The sequence below is a fragment of the Pseudomonas bharatica CSV86 genome (assembly GCF_000319305.2).
Classification (GTDB): domain Bacteria; phylum Pseudomonadota; class Gammaproteobacteria; order Pseudomonadales; family Pseudomonadaceae; genus Aquipseudomonas; species Aquipseudomonas bharatica.
The window spans coordinates 1-18,021 of the sequence record NZ_AMWJ02000004.1; the positions used below are offsets into that span (position 1 = coordinate 1).

At 63.0% G+C, this 18,021-nt stretch carries 7 protein-coding genes and 2 pseudogenes; 5 read left to right on the forward strand and 4 right to left on the reverse strand.

The genetic code is table 11. From position 1 onward, the window contains the following. Positions 1-4,988, reverse strand: a pseudogene (locus CSV86_RS33580) (beta strand repeat-containing protein); the annotation flags it as partial. A gap of 351 nt (positions 4,989-5,339) precedes the next feature. On the opposite strand from CSV86_RS33580, the pseudogene CSV86_RS26580 reads away from it, so the two are divergent. The 4 genes and pseudogenes from CSV86_RS26580 (at position 5,340) to CSV86_RS26595 (ending at position 11,721) form a co-directional block, all read left to right on the forward strand. Further along, positions 5,340-6,697: pseudogene (locus CSV86_RS26580) on the forward strand (TolC family outer membrane protein). Between the two features lie 38 nt (positions 6,698-6,735). Beyond that, on the forward strand, positions 6,736-8,889 hold the full coding sequence (locus tag CSV86_RS26585; protein ID WP_009405336.1) for a type I secretion system permease/ATPase: 2,154 nt from the start codon (positions 6,736-6,738) through the stop codon (positions 8,887-8,889). Continuing rightward, positions 8,879-10,252: an HlyD family type I secretion periplasmic adaptor subunit gene (locus tag CSV86_RS26590; protein WP_009405337.1), complete on the forward strand. Its 1,374-nt coding sequence runs from the start codon at positions 8,879-8,881 to the stop codon at positions 10,250-10,252. The genes CSV86_RS26585 and CSV86_RS26590 overlap by 11 nt, the downstream gene beginning before the upstream one ends. A gap of 102 nt (positions 10,253-10,354) precedes the next feature. Beyond that, positions 10,355-11,721 (forward strand): IS3 family transposase gene (locus CSV86_RS26595; protein ID WP_376699728.1). Its coding sequence is split into 2 segments (ribosomal slippage): positions 10,355-10,843 and positions 10,846-11,721, totalling 1,365 coding nucleotides; the frame shifts between segments, so codons are not numbered across the junction. A gap of 168 nt (positions 11,722-11,889) precedes the next feature. Here the strand turns inward: CSV86_RS26595 and CSV86_RS26600 are convergent. Then, positions 11,890-12,459 carry a xanthine phosphoribosyltransferase gene (locus CSV86_RS26600; protein ID WP_009395836.1) on the reverse strand — a complete coding sequence of 190 codons (570 nt, stop codon included), beginning with the start codon at positions 12,457-12,459 and terminating at the stop codon, positions 11,890-11,892. Positions 12,460-12,525: 66 nt separating this feature from the next. Beyond that, a complete protein-coding gene (gene rep / locus CSV86_RS26605; protein ID WP_009395835.1) occupies positions 12,526-14,535 on the reverse strand; it encodes a DNA helicase Rep in 2,010 nt (669 codons plus the stop codon). A gap of 260 nt (positions 14,536-14,795) precedes the next feature. Here rep and CSV86_RS26610 point away from each other — a divergent pair, with 260 nt between their 5' ends. After that, entirely contained in the window at positions 14,796-16,460 is a 1,665-nt protein-coding gene (locus CSV86_RS26610; protein ID WP_009395834.1) for a putative bifunctional diguanylate cyclase/phosphodiesterase, read from the forward strand. Between the two features lie 109 nt (positions 16,461-16,569). Here CSV86_RS26610 and CSV86_RS26615 read toward each other — a convergent pair whose 3' ends face one another. Then, positions 16,570-17,952, reverse strand: coding sequence for a NorM family multidrug efflux MATE transporter (locus CSV86_RS26615; RefSeq protein WP_009395833.1), 1,383 nt, complete (start codon positions 17,950-17,952; stop codon positions 16,570-16,572). Between the last annotated feature and the right edge of the window lie 69 nt (positions 17,953-18,021).

Below are 18,021 nucleotides of genomic sequence, written 5' to 3' on the forward strand. Positions count from 1 at the left end.
CCAGATGTTCGAAGTCGCGCCAGTGGTACCGGTGATGGTGACGCTGACGTTGCCGCCGTCTACGTACACAGTGTTCTGCGGTGCAGCGAACGTGACAGAGCCCTCGTTCAAGCCCTTGCCAATGGTGATCACTTCCCCGTTGCTGAGGGTGATCTTCATCTCGCTGCCTGCTGGGTTGGTCAAGCGAGCGGTGTAGACGATGTCGCCGCCTTCTTGAACGGTTCCGGTGGCGGACAGGGTCAGGCTAGTGGTGTCCAGGCGAGCCGGGTCGTCGGTCACGACGGTGGTCGGGGTACGGGGTTTCCAGCTTCTCGTAATTGCCGCCAGTGACGCGGTGATGCTGTTGGCAGCGGCGTATTGGTATTCAGCACGTTGTTCGGCGCAATGAAATCGACCGAGCCGCTGGAGCTGTTCACTGGGATAGTGATCGACTGGCCGTTAGCCAGACTGATGACCAGCGGAGTGCCGGTAACGGTGCAGTGACGGAGGCGGTGTAGGTCACTACGCCGCCCTCAACAGCGCTGGCGGTAGCCGTCAAAGTCACGGTCGAAGTATCGATGCTGTCGGTAACTGCGGTCACTGCCGCGGTCGGGCTGACTTCCAGATGCTCGAAGTCGCCGCCGGTGGTACCCGTGACGGTGACGCTGACATTACTGCCATCTACATTAACGGTATTGGCTGGTGCCGCGAAGGTCACGCTGCCTTCCGACAGACCTTTGCCGATGGTAATGACCTCGCCATTACTCAGCGTGATCTTCATTTCACTGCCGGCCGGGTTGGTCAGGCGAGCGGTGTAGACGATGTCTCCACCTTCCTGGACGGTGCCTGTGGCCGACAGGGTCAGGCCAGTGGTGTCCAGGCGAGCTGGATCGTCGGTCACGACGGTGGTCGGCGTGCCGGCGGTTTCCAATTTCTCGTAATTGCCACCGGTGACACCGGTGATGCTGTTGGTCAGTGGGGTGTTGGTGTTCAACACGTTGTTCGGGGCAATAAAGTCCACCGAACCGCTCGAAGAATTGACCGGAATGGTGATCGACTGGCCGTTCGCCAAAGAGATGACCAGAGGCGTACCAGTGACTGGCGCGGTAACCGAGGCGGTGTAGGTGACGACACCGCCTTCCACTGCACTCGAAGTCGCGGTCAGGTGACGGTCGACGTATCGATCGAATCCGTAACGGCAGTGACAGCCGGAGTCGGGCTGACTTCCAGATGCTCGAAGTCGCCGCCGTAGTGCCTGTGACGGTGACGCTGACGTTGCCGCCATCCACATAGACGGTGTTGGCAGGCGCCGGGAAGGTCACGCTGCCTTCGGAGAGGCCCTTGCCTATGGTGATCACTTCGCCATTGCTGAGGGTGACCTTCATTTCGCTGCCGGCCGGATTGGTCAGGCGAGCGGTATAGACGATGTCGCCACCCTCCTGGACGGTGCCGGTGGCGACAGGGTCAGGCCGGTAGTGTCGAGGCGGGCCGGATCGTCATGACCACAGTGGTCGGAGTTCCGGCAGTGTCCAGCTTCTCGTAATTGCCACCAGTAACCCCGTGATGCTGTTGGTCAGCGGCGTGTTGGTGTTCAGGACGTTGTTCGGCGCAATGAAATCCACCGAGCCACTCGAAGCGTTGACCGGGATGGTGATCGATTGACCATTGGCCAGGCTGATCACAGCGGCGTGCCGGTAACCGGAGCCGTGACCGAGGCGGTATAGGTCACCACGCCGCCTTCGGTGACGCTCGGGGTCGCGGTCAGGGTGACAGTCGAGGTGTCGATGCTGTCGGTGATCGCCGTCACCGCCGCAGCCGGATTCACCGCCAGTTTTTCGAAGTCACCGCCGGTGGTGCCGGTCACGGTGACGCTGACATTGCCCGCATCCACATAAACGGTGTTCGCAGGCGCCGCGAAGGTCACGGTGCCTGGGTCTGGCCCTGGGCAATGGTGATGGTCTCACCATTGCTCAGGCTGATCTTCATTTCGCTGCCGGCGGGTTGCTCAGGGTCGCGGTGTAGACGATCTGCCCGCCTTCGGCGACGGAACCGGTGGCGCCCAGGTCAGGGTGGTGGTGTCCAGGCGCGCCGGGTCATCGGTGACGGTAGTGGTGGTCGTGCCGGTACCGGCGACCAGGCTCTCGTAGTTGCCGCCACTGACGCCGGTGATGCTGTTGGTCAGCGGTGCGTTGGTGGCCAGCACGTTGTCCGGCGCGGTGAAATTGACCGAGCCGGAGGTCTGGCCCACCGCGATGGTGATGCTCTGGCCGTTGGCCAGGTTGACGATTACCGGCGTGCCGGTCACCGGAGCGCCGACAGAGGCGGTGTAGGTCACCACGCCGCCTTCGGGCACGCTCGGGCTGGCGCTGAGGGTCACGGTGGTGGTGTCGGTGGAGTCGGTAACAGTGGTGACCGCCGGAGCCGGATTGGCCGCCAGGTTCTCGAAGTTGCCACCGGACACGCCGGTGATGGTGGTGCTGATCGGCGCCGCACCGTTGTAGACGTCGTTTGGTGCAGTGAACTGCACGCTACCGCTGGTGCCGCCGACCGGGATGGTAATGCTCTGGCCGTTGGACAGGCTGACGATCACCGGGGCGCCGGTCACTGGCGAGGTCACGCTGGCGGTATAGGTAATCACACCGTTTTCGGCAACGCTCGGACTGGCGCCGAGGCTGACGGTGGTGGTGTCGGTGGAGTCTGTGACAGTGGTCACGGCCGGAGCTGGATTGGCCGCCAAATTCTCGAAGTTGCCGCCGGACACGCCGGTGATGGTGGTGCTGACCGGCGCCGCGCCGTTATAGACATCGTTCGGCGCGGTGAACTGCACGCTGCCGCTGGTGCCGCCGACCGGGATAGTGATGCTCTGTCCGTTGGACAGTGTGACTATGACCGGTGCACCGGTCACCGGCGAGGTCACGCTGGCGGTGTAGGTGATCACGCCGTTTTCGGCAACGCTCGGGCTGGCGCCGAGGCTGACGGTGGTGGTGTCGGTGGAGTCTGTGACAGTGGTGACCGCCGGAGCCGGATTGGCCGCCAGGTTCTCGAAGTTGCCACCGGAAACGCCGGTGATGGTGGTGCTGATCGGCGCCGCACCGTTATAAACATCGTTCGGTGCAGTGAACTGCACGCTGCCGCTGGTACCACCGACCGGAATGGTAATGCTCTGACCATTGGACAGGCTGACGATCACTGGGGCGCCGGTCACTGGCGAGGTCACGCTGGCGGTGTAGGTGATCACACCATTCTCGGCAACGCTCGGGCTGGCGCCGAGGCTGACGGTGGTGGTGTCGGTGGAGTCGGTAACAGTGGTGACCGCCGGAGCCGGATTGGCCGCCAGGTTCTCGAAGTTGCCACCGGAAACGCCGGTGATGGTGGTGCTGATCGGCGCCGCGCCGTTGTAGACGTCGTTAGGCGCAGTGAACTGCACGCTGCCGCTGGTGCCGCCGACCGGGATGGTGATGCTCTGGCCGTTGGACAGGGTGACGATGACCGGGGCGCCGGTCACTGGCGAGGTCACGCTGGCGGTGTAGGTGATCACACCATTCTCGGCAACGCTCGGGCTGGCGCCGAGGCTGACGGTGGTAGTGTCGGTGGAGTCTGTGACAGTGGTGACCGCCGGAGCCGGATTGGCCGCCAGGTTCTCGAAGTTGCCACCGGACACGCCGGTGATGGTGGTGCTGATCGGTGCCGCGCGTTGTAGACATCGTTCGGTGCGGTGAATTGCACGCTGCCGCTGGTGCCGCCGACCGGGATGGTGATGCTCTGGCCGTTGGACAGGTTGACGATGACCGGGGCACCAGCCACCGGCGAGGTGACGCTGGCGGTATAGGTAATCACGCCGTTCTCGGCAACGCTTGTGCTGGCGCCGAGGCTGACGGTAGTGGTGTCGATCGAGTCGTTGATGACGGTGACGGCCGGCGTGGTATTCGGCACCAGGTTCTCGAAGTTGCCGCCCGTCGCTCCGGTGATGGTCACGCTGACGGTGCTGCCGTTGGCGTAGACGTCATTGGCCGGGGTCTGCACCTGTACGCTGCCGCTGGATTCGCCTGCGGCGATGCTGATCACCGCGCCGTTGGACAGGGTGATGGTCACCGGCGTCTGTGCCGGGTTGTTCAGGCTGGCGGTGTAGGTGATCGCGCCGCCTTCGGTCACGCTGCTGCCAGCGGTCAGGCTGGCAGTGGTGGTATCCAGGGTGTCGGTGATGGTGGTGACCGCCGGCGCGGTGCTCGGCGTGATGTTCAGGCCATCGCCGCCGCTGGTACCGGTAATGGTGACGGCAATCTGGCGGTTGTCGAGGTAGACGTTGTCGCTGGCAGGAACCGCGACGCTGAGGCTACCCGTCAATTGCCCGCGGCGATGACGATGACCTGGCCGTTGGACAGGGTGACGCGGGTTTCGCTGGTCGCAGCCTGGGTCAGGGTAGCGGTATAGACCACCGAACCACCCGCTTCGGAGACGTTTGGCGTCGCGCTCAGGGTCAGGCCGCTGTCTACCAGGACGGTCGCCAGCTGCTGGTTGACCGTCTGGTCTGGCGCTCCGGTGAGCTGGTCATTCAGATTGCCGGCAAAGGTGAGGCCTTCCGTCTGATAACCGATCACCGGCGCCACGGAACCGGCGACTTCCTCCAGCATGACCACGCTGTGGCCGCCACCTGGCGCGCTACTGCCTTCCGATTGCGGGCCGGCCGCGGTCGCTTCAAGGTCCTTGGTCGGGTCGGCACCGGCGGCGATGGCCTGTTGCAGTTCCTCCACCGATGGCGCGGCCTGGGCGGTAGCCTGCGCAAGGTCACTGCTGGAGGCAGGAGCGTCGGCGCTCCACTGTGTTTCACGGCCCAGATCGAGGGTTCGACCGTCCGTCAGTTCGAGGGTCACGGCACCGGCCTGCCCCGTCAAAACCTGGTCGCCCGCGAACAGTCGGTCGCCTTCGATAAGTACACGTTGGATCCCGTCCTGGGAAACGGCGATAACCTGGCCAACAACACGTTTGACGATGGCGACAACACTGCTCATGACACTCTCCGAACTAACCGTTCAATGTGGCTTCCTTACGCGATAGGGCTGGTGTTTGCCGCGATCTGCTTGGAATGTTTCGCAAGACACTACTGATTTGCTTTATGTCAATTTTATGGCTGATTCGGGGTCTTTATTTCTTTTCGTCAAAGTATTGACCCGGGTGTCGCCATCCTAAACAATCGTTTCCTTAATGTCACATTGATATTTCACTAGGTGAAGCCCCCATGATCTGTGACAGGGTTCTCACTCGGAAATTTCCGACACGCGGCTTCCTGTATAGCCATTTTTCGCCGATTTGCCACGTTTCGCTCTGTTGTGGACCTGCCGTCCCTAGGGAAGAAAAACCTCATGCGTCGCCCCTTGCTCAGCGCCTTGCCCCTCGCTTTCTTTGCCTCTTTCACTACTGCACAAACCTTTGCACAAACCTTGCCGCAGGCCATGCAACAAGCCCTTGAAGCCCACCCGGAGGTACAGGCGGGGATCAACGGTCGCCTGGCCGCCGATCAACAGGTGCGCATTGCCCAAGGTGGCTACCTGCCCAAGGTCGATGTGCTGGCCGGCTATGGCCGGGAAAACACCGACAGCCGAGCACCCGCGCCGCCGCTGGCAGCTCGGAAACCCTGAACCGCGGCGAGTCCAGCCTGCGCGTGCGGCAGATGGTGTTCGACGGTTTTGCGACGTCAAGCGAAGTGGGGCGTCAACAAGCCACCGCCAATGCCCGGGCGTATGCCTTGCTCAACACCTCCGAGCGCACCGCCCTGGAAACCGCCAAGGTGTATATCGAAGTCCTGACGCGCCGGCAGATGGTGCGCCTGGCCGAGGACAACCTGCGCAGCCACGAGCGCATCTTCGACCAGATCCAGTTGCGTACCGCCCGCGGCATCGGGCGCATGGCCGATATGGACCAGGCCGAAGCCCGCCTGGCGTCGGCAAGGAACAACCTGCTGACGGAACAAACCAACCTCGCCGATGCACAAACCAATTACCTGAGTGTCGTTGGCCAACTGCCCGATGAATTGAGCCCTCCCGAGCCTTTCATCGATCTGCTGCCGGCGACCCTGGATGAGGCCCGCCAGCAAATGGTCGAAAGCAACCCGGCCCTGCGCTCGGCGGAAGCGGATATCGCTGCGGCGGACAAGCAGTACGACACGGCGAAATCCAGGTTCTACCCGCGCTTCGACGCCGAGCTGGAACGCAGTGCGAACAACGACGTCGACGGTGTGAGCGGGCATAACAACGAGTGGCAAGCCATGTTGCGCATGAGCTTCAACCTGTACGACGGCGGCAGCGACAAGGCCGACCTGGAATCCAAGGCCTACCAGGCCAGCCAGGCGCTGGATATTCGCAACAACGCCTTGCGCCAGCTCAACGAGGAGTTAGGCTTGGCATGGAATGCTATGCACAACGCCGAAGCGCAGGTGCCGATCGCCCAGCAATATGTCGATCACAGCAGCAAGGTACGCTCCGCCTACCAGAGTCAGTTCAGCCTGGGCGAGCGCTCGTTGCTCGACCTGCTCGACAGCGAGAACGAACTGTTCACCGCACAGCGTCGGCTGGCCGAAGTGAAGAGCGTGCAGTTGTTTACTCAGTATCGGATCAAGGCGACCATTGGTCAGTTGCTCAGGAGCCAGGGTGTCGTCGCGCCGATGGCGACGGTCGTACACAACGATCTGAAGCCGAGGGTCAACCTGCCCGGGCTGAACTGATTAGCCAGTAGTCCTTACCAGCCAGCAAGGAAGTCCGCGTGGATTCATTTGTCAGCAGAAACCTCACCCATGATCCGCGAAGCCTGCACGACGATCCGTTGCTGGACAGCCTGCTGTCGCTTTGCGTGTTGCACCAGAAGCCGGCCAGCCGGGCCATGCTCACCACCGGCCTGCCGCTGCCGGCCCAGCGCCTGAGCCCCGAGCTGCTTGCGCGGGCCGCTGCGCGGGCGGGGCTGCAGGGGCGCCTGTTGCAGCGCAAGCTGGAGCACATTCCATCCATCGCCATGCCCACCATGCTCCTGCTCAAGGGCGGGCGCAGTACGGTGCTACTGGGGTGGGAAAATGAAAACACCGCGCGTTTGCTGCTCAGCGAAAGCGACGGCGGCGAGGTGCACGTCAGCCGCGAAGCGCTGGAAGCCGACTACACCGGCCGGGTGTTCTTCGCCCAGCCGCAGCACAAGTTCGACGTCAACCACGGCAACCTGATTCCCCGCGCCCGCTCCTGGTTCCGCGACACCCTCAAGCGCTCGCGCTGGCTCTACGCCGATGCCATCGCCGCCAGCCTGATCATCAACATCATTGCCATGGCCGCGCCGCTGTTCGTAATGAACGTCTACGACCGCGTGGTGCCGAACCAGGCCACCTCTACCCTGTGGGTGCTGGCCATCGGCATCACCGGAGCGTACATCTTCGACCTGATCCTCAAGGGCTTGCGCAGCCTGTGCCTTGACCTTGCGGGGAAAAAGACCGACCTGATCATCTCCGCCACGCTGTTCGAGCGCATTGTCGGCATGTCGATGAAGTATCGCCCGGCGCGGGTCGGCAGCTTTGCGCAGAACATCCACGAGTTCCAGGGCCTGCGTGACTTCCTCGCCTCGCTGACCCTGGCCAGCCTGATCGACCTGCCGTTCACCCTGTTGATCCTGATGGTGATCGGCATCATCGGCGGGCATCTGGTATGGATCCCGGTAGTGGCCTTCCCGCTGGCGCTGGGTATCGGCTATGCCTTGCAAAAGCCACTGACCGCCACCCTGGAACGCACCATGGCCCTCGGCTCGGAGCGCCAGTCGAGCCTGATCGAGACCCTGGCCGGGCTCGACGCGGTGAAGGTCAACAACGCCGAAAGCGAACGCCAGTACATGTGGGAGCAGACCATCGGCACCCTCAGCCGCCTGGAGTTGCGGGTGAAGGTGCTTTCCGGCCTGGCGATGAACATCACCCTGCTGATCCAGCAGATGGCCGGCGTCACCCTGATCTGCTTCGGTGTCTACCAGATCATGGCCGGCAACCTCAGCATGGGCGGCCTGATCGCCTGCTATATGCTGAGCGGTCGCGCCCTGGCGCCTTTGGGCCAGTTGGCCGGTCTGCTGACCCGCTACCAGCAGGCCAAGGTGACCATGGTCTCGACCGACCAGATGATGGAGCTGCCCCAGGAGCGCAATTTCGAAGAGCGCCCGTTGAGCCGCCAGGTCATCCAGGGCGCCCTGGAGTTCCGCGGTGTCGACTTCACCTATCCGAACCAGCAGAACGCCGCGCTGAAGAACATCAACCTGGCGATCCGCCCGGGCGAGAAGGTCGGCATCATCGGCCGCAGCGGCTCGGGCAAGAGCTCGCTGGCCAAGCTGGTGGTCGGCCTGTACGAAGCCGATGCCGGCTCGTTGCTGGTCGATGGCGTGGACATTCGCCAGATCGACGTCAGCGAACTGCGCCATAACCTCGGCTACGTGCCCCAGGACATCCAGCTGCTCGCCGGCACCCTGCGCGACAACCTTGTCAGCGGTGCCCGCTACGTCGAGGACGAGATGGTCCTGCAGGCCGCCGAACTGGCCGGCGTCCACGAATTCGCCCGCCTGCATCCGCAAGGCTACGAGCTTCAGGTCGGCGAACGCGGCCAGAACCTCTCCGGCGGCCAGCGGCAGAACGTGGCCCTGGCCCGCGCGCTGTTGCTCAATCCGCAGATCCTGCTGCTCGACGAGCCCACCGCGGCCATGGACAACACCGGTGAAGAGCGCCTCAAGCAGCGCTTGCAGGCGGTGATCGAGAACAAGACCGTGGTATTGGTAACCCACCGTGCCTCGTTGCTGTCGCTGGTCGACCGCCTGATCGTCATCGACCGCGGCCAGATCGTTGCCGATGGTCCGAAGGCGGCCGTCATGGATGCGCTGAAGAAGGGGCAGATCAGTGTTGCTTAAGTCTGGAGCGGGACGTTTCAAGGACACCCTGCGCGGCTACTTCAAAGGCTCGCAATCCTTTGGCGGCGAGCCGCTGCCGGAGGTCAACAAGGCGCTGGTGGAAGACGCCCCGCGCATCGTGCGGCTGACCATCTGGGGCATCATCTGCTTCTTCCTGTTTCTGGTGCTGTGGGCCAACTTCGCCGTACTCGACGAAGTCACTCGCGGCGACGGCAAGGCGATTCCGTCGTCCAAGCTGCAGAAGATCCAGAACCTGGAGGGCGGTATCGTCTCCGAGATCTTTGCTCGCGAAGGCGAGGTGGTCGACGCCGGGGCGCCGCTGCTGCGCCTGGACGCGACCCGCTTCGTCTCCAACGTCGGCGAGACCGAGGCCGACCGGGTGGGCCTGGCCTTGCGGGTCGAGCGCCTGAGCGCCGAGGTCGAGGACCGGCCGCTGAACATCGATGCCGAGCTGCGCAAGGCCGCACCGAGCCAGGCGGCCAACGAAGAATCCCTGTATCAGAGCCGTCGCCAGCAATTGCAGGACGAAATCGGCGGGCTCCAGGAGCAGTTGGTGCAGCGCCAGCAGGAACTGCGCGAGTTTTCCTCCAAGCAGGCCCAGTACCGCAACAGCTTGAACCTGCTGCGCCAGGAAATCGGCATGTCCGAGCCGCTGGTCGCGCAGGGGGCGGTGTCACCGGTGGAGGTGCTGCGCCTCAAGCGTGCCGAAGTGGAAAACCGCGGGCAGCTCGACGCCACCACCCTGGCGATTCCGCGGGCCGAATCGGCGGTCAAGGAGGTCGAGCGCAAGATCGACGAAACCCGCGGCAAATTCCGCAGCGACGCGCTGACCCAGCTCAACGAAGCCCGCACCGATCTGAACAAGACCGAAGCCACCGGCAAGGCCCTTGAAGACCGAGTCAGCCGCACCCTGGTCACCTCGCCGGTGCGCGGGATCGTCAAGCAGGTGCTGGTCAACACCATTGGTGGCGTGATCCAGCCCGGCAGCGACCTGGTGGAGATCGTCCCGCTGGACGACACCCTGCTGGTCGAAGCGCGGATCCGCCCGCAGGACATTGCCTTCCTGCACCCGGGGCAGGAGGCCATGGTCAAGTTCACTGCCTATGACTTCACCATCTACGGCGGGCTCAAGGCCAAACTGGAGCAGATCGGTGCGGACACTATCACCGATGAAGAGGGCAACACCTTCTACCTGATCAAGTTGCGCACCGACCGCAGTCACCTGGGCACGGACGAAAAGCCGCTGCTGATCATCCCGGGGATGGTGGCGTCGGTGGATATCATCACTGGCAAGAAGAGCGTGCTGAGCTACCTGCTCAAACCCATCATCCGCGCCCGGGCCGAGGCCTTGCGCGAACGCTGAGGGCCTCATCGCTGGCAAGCCAGCTCCCACAGGGACCGGGTGCACCGCTGGTGAGCTGCGCCCCGGATGTTGGACAAAAAATCCAACACCGGGGTGTTTTGCATGACCAAGTATTCAAAGCAGTTCAAGTTGTCCGCCATCGAAGCCTTCCTCAAGCGAGGCCGAGGTTTCCGTCATGTGGCGAACCAGTTCCAGATAGATCCCACCTTGCTTCGCCGTTGGGTCGTGGCCTATCAGCAACACGGCAGGTCCAGCCTTGAGCGTCGCCATCAGCGCCACAGCGCCGAATTCAAGATTACGGTGCTTCACCGCATGCTAAATGACCGTCTTTCTCAGCGCGCCGCCGCAGCGTTGTTCAACCTAGGTAACTCTAGTCAGCTGGGCAGATGGCTGCGCCAGTATTACAGTGACGGGCTCGCAAACCAGCTTTCTGTAGAAAAGAGTTCAACCCGCACCATGCCTAAGCCTTCCGCCAAGTCCTCCAAGCCTGCAGCCGTGCGTAACGAGGACCTCTCGCCCAAAGAGTTACTAGAGAAAGTTCGCATGCTTGAAGCGGAGAACGCCTACCTAAAAAAGCTCGAGGAGTTAGAGGAGGCGAAGCTCAGGCAGATCCGGGCAGCAAGGAAAAAGCCCAGCTGATTACCGCGCTGCGCCGACAGTTCAGGCTGAAATACCTGCTGATCGCTGCTGGTTTGCCTCGTAGCACTTACTACACCTACTTCGGGGACGAGGGCGCCGAGGATAAGTACGCTCCACTGAAACAGGCGATGCGGGGCATTCAGGAGCACCACAGGGGCCGGTATGGTTATCGTCGCATGACCGCTGCGCTGCGCCAGAAAGGGCACGTGATCAACGGCAAGAAAGTGCGCCGCCTCATGGGCGAGTTGGACCTCAAGTGCACGGTACGACCGAAGAAATACAAGTCGTACAGAGGGCTGATGGACGAAGCATCGCCGAACACCATGAACCGGGAGTTCGCTGCTGATCAGCCGAATCAGAAATGGGTGACAGACGTTACCGAGTTCAAGGTGGCTGGAGAAAAGCTTTATCTGTCGCCAGTTCTGGACTTGTACAACGGGGAGATCGTGGCCTATCAAACGGATACTCGGCCGCGTTACACCCTGGTGGGAACGATGCTTGAACGAGCGCTGGAGAAGCTGCCGGCTGACAGTAAGCCGATGCTGCACTCAGATCAGGGATGGCATTATCGCTATCCGGATTACCGCCAGCGCTTGAAAGAAGCGGGCTTGGAACAGAGCATGTCGCGCAAGGGCAACTGCCTGGACAATGCGGCGATGGAAAGCTTTTTCGGCACGCTGAAGTCGGAGTATTTCTACCGCGAGAAATTTGAGAGCATCGAGCAATTACGCGCTGGGATTGATGATTACATCCGCTACTACAACCACGAACGTATCAAGATGAAGCTCGGCGGCCTGAGCCCTGTAGCGTACAGAGCACAAGCCGCATAGCTTTAGACAAAAGTGTCCAACATCCGGGGCGCAGCTCATGGACCTGTGGGAGCTGGCTTGCCAGCGATAGGGCCCTAACAGGCAACCCAAAGCTCCCGGATATGAAAAAGCCCGCCGCCACATCACTGTGGCGGCGGGCTTTTTACATCCGGGCCGGGAAAGCCTCGGTCAGAGGAAGGTGACCTGGCCGCCTTCCAGCGATTTGACCCGGGCCAGCGATTCGACGCGGTAGCCCTGGCTGTCCAGTTCGGCACGGCCGCCCTGGAACGACTTCTCGATGACGATGCCCAGGCCGGCAACGGTGGCGCCGGCCTGCTTGATGATCGAGATAAGCGCCTGGGACGCCTTGCCGTTGGCCAGGAAGTCGTCGATCACCAGCACGCGGTCGCTGCTGTTCAGGTGGCGCGGGGAGATGGCCACGGTGTTCTCGGTCTGCTTGGTGAAGGAGTACACCGACGCGGTCAGCAGGTTTTCCGTCAGGGTCAGAGACTGGTGCTTGCGTGCGAAGATCACCGGGACGCCCAGCTTCAGGCCGGTCATCACCGCCGGGGCAATGCCCGAGGCTTCGATGGTGACGATCTTGGTCACGCCGGAATCGGCGAACAGGCGTGCGAATTCGTCGCCGATCAGTGCCATCAGCGCTGGATCGATCTGATGGTTGAGAAATGCATCGACTTTCAGGACCTGATCGGAAAGCACGATGCCTTCTTCGCGAATCTTCTGGTGCAGTGCTTCCACTGGTGTTTCCTCGGATGTAAGCAAAAGGCCCCGGCATGGGCCAGGGCGATTGAAAGGGTTGATTATCTACCGTTTGAGCATGGCGCGGATATCGGCAAGTGCCGTATTGCCCCGTGCCGCCTTGACCTCGACCGGTGCGTCGTCCAGGCCTTCCCAGGCCAGGTCGTCCGGCGGCAGCTCATCCAGGAAGCGGCTCGGCGAACAATCGATGATTTCACCATACTGCTTGCGCTTGGCGGCGAAGGTGAAGGCCAGGGTCTGGCGGGCCCGGGTAATGCCGACGTACGCCAGGCGGCGCTCTTCCTCGATGGTGTCGGCCTCGATGCTGGAGCGGTGCGGAAGGATTTCTTCCTCCATGCCCATGATGAACACGTAGGGGAACTCCAGGCCCTTGGAGGCATGCAGGGTCATCATCTGCACGCCCTCGGCGCCTTCTTCCTCTTCCTGCTGGCGCTCCAGCATGTCGCGCAGCACCAGCTTGCCAATGGCGTCCTCGATGGTCATGTCGCCATCCTCGTCCTTCTCCAGCGTGCTTTTCAGCGCGTCGATCAGGAACCAGACGTTGCCCATGCGGAAGTCCGCGGCCTTGTCGCTGGAACTGTTGCTGCGAATCCAGTTTTCGTAATCGATGTCCATCACCATGCTTCGCAGCGCGGCGATTGGATCTTCCAGGGCCACCTGCTCGCGCACCTTGTCCATCCAGGTCTTGAAGCGGTGCAGGCGGTCGGTGAAGCGGGCGTCAAGATGCTCGCGCAGGCCCAGTTCCTCGCTGGCGGCGTACATCGAGATCTTGCGCTCGGTGGCATAGTTGCCGAGTTTTTCCAGGGTGGTGGAGCCGATTTCCCGGCGCGGCACATTGATGACCCGTAGGTAGGCGTTGTCGTCGTCCGGGTTTACCAACAGACGGAAGTAGGCCATCAGGTCCTTCACTTCCTGGCGGCCGAAGAAGCTGTTGCCGCCTGACAGGCGATACGGCACCTGGTGGTGCTGCAGTTTCAGCTCGATCAGCTTGGCCTGGTAGTTGCCGCGGTAAAGGATGGCGAAATCGCTATAGGGCCGGTCGGTGCGCAGGTGCAGGCTGAGGATCTCCATGGCCACGCGCTCGGCCTCGGCCTCCTCGTTCTTGCAGCGGATCACGCGGATCTCGTCGCCATGCCCCATCTCGCTCCACAGTTGCTTCTCGAAGGCGTGCGGGTTGTTCGAGATCAGGACGTTGGCGCAGCGCAGGATGCGGCTGGTGGAGCGATAGTTCTGCTCCAGCATGACCACCTTCAGCGACGGGTAGTCCTCTTTCAGCAGCATCAGGTTTTCCGGGCGCGCGCCGCGCCAGGCGTAGATCGACTGGTCGTCGTCGCCCACTACGGTGAACTGGTTGCGCGTGCCGATCAGCATCTTCACCAGCAGGTACTGGCTGGCGTTGGTGTCCTGGTATTCGTCCACCAGCAGGTAGCGCACGCGGTTCTGCCACTTTTCCAGGATGTCCTGGTGTTCCTCGAACAGTTTCACCGGCAGCAGGATCAGGTCATCGAAGTCCACCGCGTTGAACGCCTTGAGCGTGCGCTGGTAATGGGCATAGACGATGGCGGCGGTCTGTTCCTTGGGGTTGCGCGCCTTTTCCAGGGCCTCGGGGGGCAGGATCAGGTCGTTCTTCCAGGCGCCGATCATGTTCTTGATCTCGTCGACGCCGTCATCCCCGGAGTATTCCTTCTGCATGATGTCGGTCATCAACGCCTTCACGTCGGTTTCGTCGAAGATCGAGAAACCGGGCTTGTAGCCCAGGCGCACGTGTTCCTTGCGGATGATGTTGAGACCGAGGTTATGGAAGGTGGACACTGTCAGGCCGCGGCCCTCGCCCTTGCGCAGCAGGGTGCCGACCCGCTCCTTCATTTCCCGCGCGGCCTTGTTGGTGAAGGTCATGGCCACGATGTACTGGGCGCGGATCCCGCAGTTCTGGATCAGGTGGGCGATCTTGCGGGTGATCACGCTGGTCTTGCCGGAGCCTGCGCCGGCGAGTACCAGGAGCGGGCCGCCGACATAGTTCACGGCTTCTTGCTGCCGGGGATTGAGTCGGGACATGACGAAAACCGGGGGTGGCTGAAAAATAGCCGCGCAGTTTAACAGGGCTTCGCCGTGATGGCGCGACCGTCTGACAGTGTGATGCAGCACAATATCTAAATTTGCCGGCTCTGCTACTTTCCATCAGGATGCACCCCGAATGGATGGATTTACCGGGTAGTGCGGACTGCTGATTGAAAATCATTTACATTCAAGCAGCGCTTGCCAATGATCCGCCCGTTACCCGACTGCGTTCGCGTACTGCCAACTAAGGAGAGAGCTTGTCTACGCCTGCCGAACCGTTGCGTTTGCTGCTGCTGGCCGAAGAGCCCGAGTGGGCTGCTGCCCTCGGCGAGGCTTTGTCGCCGCTGGCGGGCACCGCGGTATTGCTGACGGCGCCGAGCTGGGAGTCGGTGGACAGCCTGTTCGCCCGCGACCGCAACGCAGTGGTCCTGACCACGCCGGGCCGCCAGCCCGCGCCCGGGCGTTGTGATCTGCCGATGGTATTGCTGCTGGACCTGGAACCGGCCAAGGCTCCGCCGGGCGTCAGCGACTGGCTGGTTCGCGGCCAACTGGGCAGCGACACCCTGCGCCGCTGCCTGCGCCATGTCCGCGAGCGGGGCGTGCTGGAAGCCACCTTGCAGCGCCTGGCCGAGGAAGACCCGCTGACCGGCATCGCCAACCGCCAGGGTTTCCAGACCCTGCTGACCGCGCGCCTGGCCGAGAACGAAGGGCGTGGCGTCGCCCTGGGCCACCTTGATCTCGACAACTTCCGCCATGCCAACGATGCCCTCGGGCACCAGGGCGGCGATCGTCTGATCCTGCAGGTGGTCGGCCGGCTCAAGAGCCAGCTGGAAGCCGGCGACCGTGTGGCGCGCCTGGGCAGCGACGAGTTCGCCCTGCTGATCGATACCCGTCGTGAACCGCAGCGCGCCGAGCGCGTGGCCGAGCGGATCGTCGAGGCGCTGGCCGAGCCTTACTGGATCGACGGCGAGAGCCTGTTGATCGGTTGCAGCCTCGGCGTGGCCCATGCCCGTGCCCAGGCCGGTGCCGACCCGCTGATGTGGCATGCGCATATCGCCATGCAGCAGGCCAAGGGCGTGCATGGTTGCACCTACCACATCTTCGACGAGCGGATTAACCGCAACGCCCGCAGCCTCGCTGATCTCGAAGGCGAGCTGCGCCGTGCCCTGCGCCGTGACGAACTGGAGCTGCACTACCAGCCACGCCTGGACCTGGAAGAAGGCCGTATCGTCGGGCTCGAAGCCCTGGTGCGCTGGCGCCATGCCGAACGCGGGCTGTTGCCGCCCAGCGAATTCGTGCCGCTGGCCGAGCAGAGCGGGCTTATCGTGCCGCTGGGTTACTGGGTGATTTCCCGGGCCCTGCGCGATATGCAGATTCTCCGCGAGCGCGGGCTGACGCCGCTGCACATGGCAGTGAACCTGTCGTTCCGCCAGTTCCAGGACAGCCAGTTGCTGGCAACCTTGAGCCGCCTGATCGTCCAGCATGGTGTCGATGCGCGCTGGCTGGAGTTCGAACTGACCGAAACGGCGGTAATGCGCCGCAATGACCTGGTCAAGCAGACCATGGACGCGCTGGGACGGCTGGGCGTGCGCTTCTCGCTGGATGACTTCGGTACGGGCTTCTCGTCCTTCGTTCACCTCAACAGTCTGCCGATCGCCTTGCTCAAGGTGGATCGCAGCTTCGTCGGCGGCATGGAAGGCCGGGAAGAAAACCGCAAGCTGGTGCACGCCATGATCAACCTGGCGCACAACCTTCATCTGGAGGTGGTTGCCGAGGGTGTCGAGACCGAGGAGCAACTGGACCTGCTGCGCAGCTTCGGCTGTGACCAGGTGCAGGGCTACCTGATCAGCAAGCCGCTGGCGATCGAGCCGCTGGTGGAGTTCCTGCTGCTGAATGCCGCTCAAAGGCCGGTTGCTTTGTAAACCCTGAGGGCCTCATCGCTGGCAAGCCAGCTCCCAAGGGACCGGGTGCACCGCTGGACCTGTGGGAGCTGGCTTGCCAGCGATAGGGCCCTGAAGAACAAAGCACATCTCAGGGCCGAACCGGCACCCCCAGCCCCACCCCACCCATCATCCGCTTCATCCGCCACTCGAACGCCAGCGTCAGGCTCACCGCCGCAAACGCCAGCCCCAGGGCCAGCCCCCACCACACCCCGACCGCGCCCATCTGCAACGGAAACGCCATCACCCAGGCCGCCGGCGCGCCGATCAGCCAGTAGCAGCACAGGCCCACCAGGAAGGTGGTCTTGGCATCCTTCAACCCGCGGATCGAGCCCATGGCTACCGTCTGGATCCCGTCGAACAGCTCGAACCACGCCGCCACCATCAACAGGCTCACCGCCAGCTGCACCACCCCGGCAAACGCCGGATCCTCCAGGTCGAGGAACAACCCGACCAGCGCCTCGGGTTGCAGCCAGAACAGCACCGAGAACCCAAGCATCACCGCCGCGCCGAAGCCGATCCCGACCCGCCCGGCGTGCCGAGCGGCCAGCAGCCGGTCGGCGCCATAGTGCAGGCCGACGCGCATGGTCACCGCATAGGACAACCCCGCCGGAATCATGAACGCCGTGGACACGATCTGCAGCGCGATCTGGTGCGCCCCCAGTTCGGTACTGCCCATGGTGCCCATGCACAGCGCGGCAAAGGCGAACAGGCCGACTTCCACGGTATAGGTCCCGCCAATCGGCAGCCCCAGCCGCCACAGTTCACGCAGGGCGGGCATGGAAGGCCGCGCCAGGTGCCTGCGGATCGGGTAGGGCGCATAGGCCGGATGCCGGCGGATATACCAGGCCAGCGCCACCGCCATGCAGTTCGCGACCACCGCTGTGACCAGGCCGATGCCTACCAGCCCCAGCTTCGGCAGCCCGAACATTCCTTCGATCAGCGCGTAGTTGAGCAGGAAGTTGACCACCGTGCCGACCAGGCTGATCACCATCACCGGCGATGAACGTCCCAGCGCGCTGGTAAAGCCGCGCAGGGCCATGAAGGTCAGGTAGCCGGGCAGGGCGAAGGGCAGCAACAGCAGGAAATGACCGGCGTTCTCGACGTTGCCTGGCGTCTGCCCGAGCAGCAGCAGGACCGGCTCGAGGTTCCACAGCACCAGCGCCGCGACCACCGCCATGATCCAGCCCAGCCACAACCCGGCCTGGGTCAGGCGGGTGGCGCCCTCGGTGTCGCCGGCGCCATGGCGGATCGCGACCAGGGTGCCCACTGCCGCGATCACGCCCAGGCAGAAGATCGACACGAACGAATAGCTGGCCGCGCCCAGCCCGCCGCCGGCCAGGGCCTCGGGGCTGATCCTGGCCATCATCAGGGTGTCGGTGAGCAGCATCAGCATATGCGCCAACTGCGAGGCAATCAGCGGCCCCGCCAGCCGCAGCAGTGCCTTGAGTTCATGGGTTGGCGCCGCCTGCATGGTCGGATTCCTTGAATTATGAAGTGACAAGCCGCTGATTCTCGGTGTTTGCGCGATTGTGCACAAAAG

Excerpts from the sequence above, each read along its gene's own strand:
- CSV86_RS26615 (WP_009395833.1), bottom strand. The coding sequence starts at position 17,952 with ATGCAGGCGGCGCCAACCCATGAACTCAAGGCACTGCTGCGGCTGGCG.
- rep (WP_009395835.1), bottom strand. The coding sequence starts at position 14,535 with ATGTCCCGACTCAATCCCCGGCAGCAAGAAGCCGTGAACTATGTCGGC.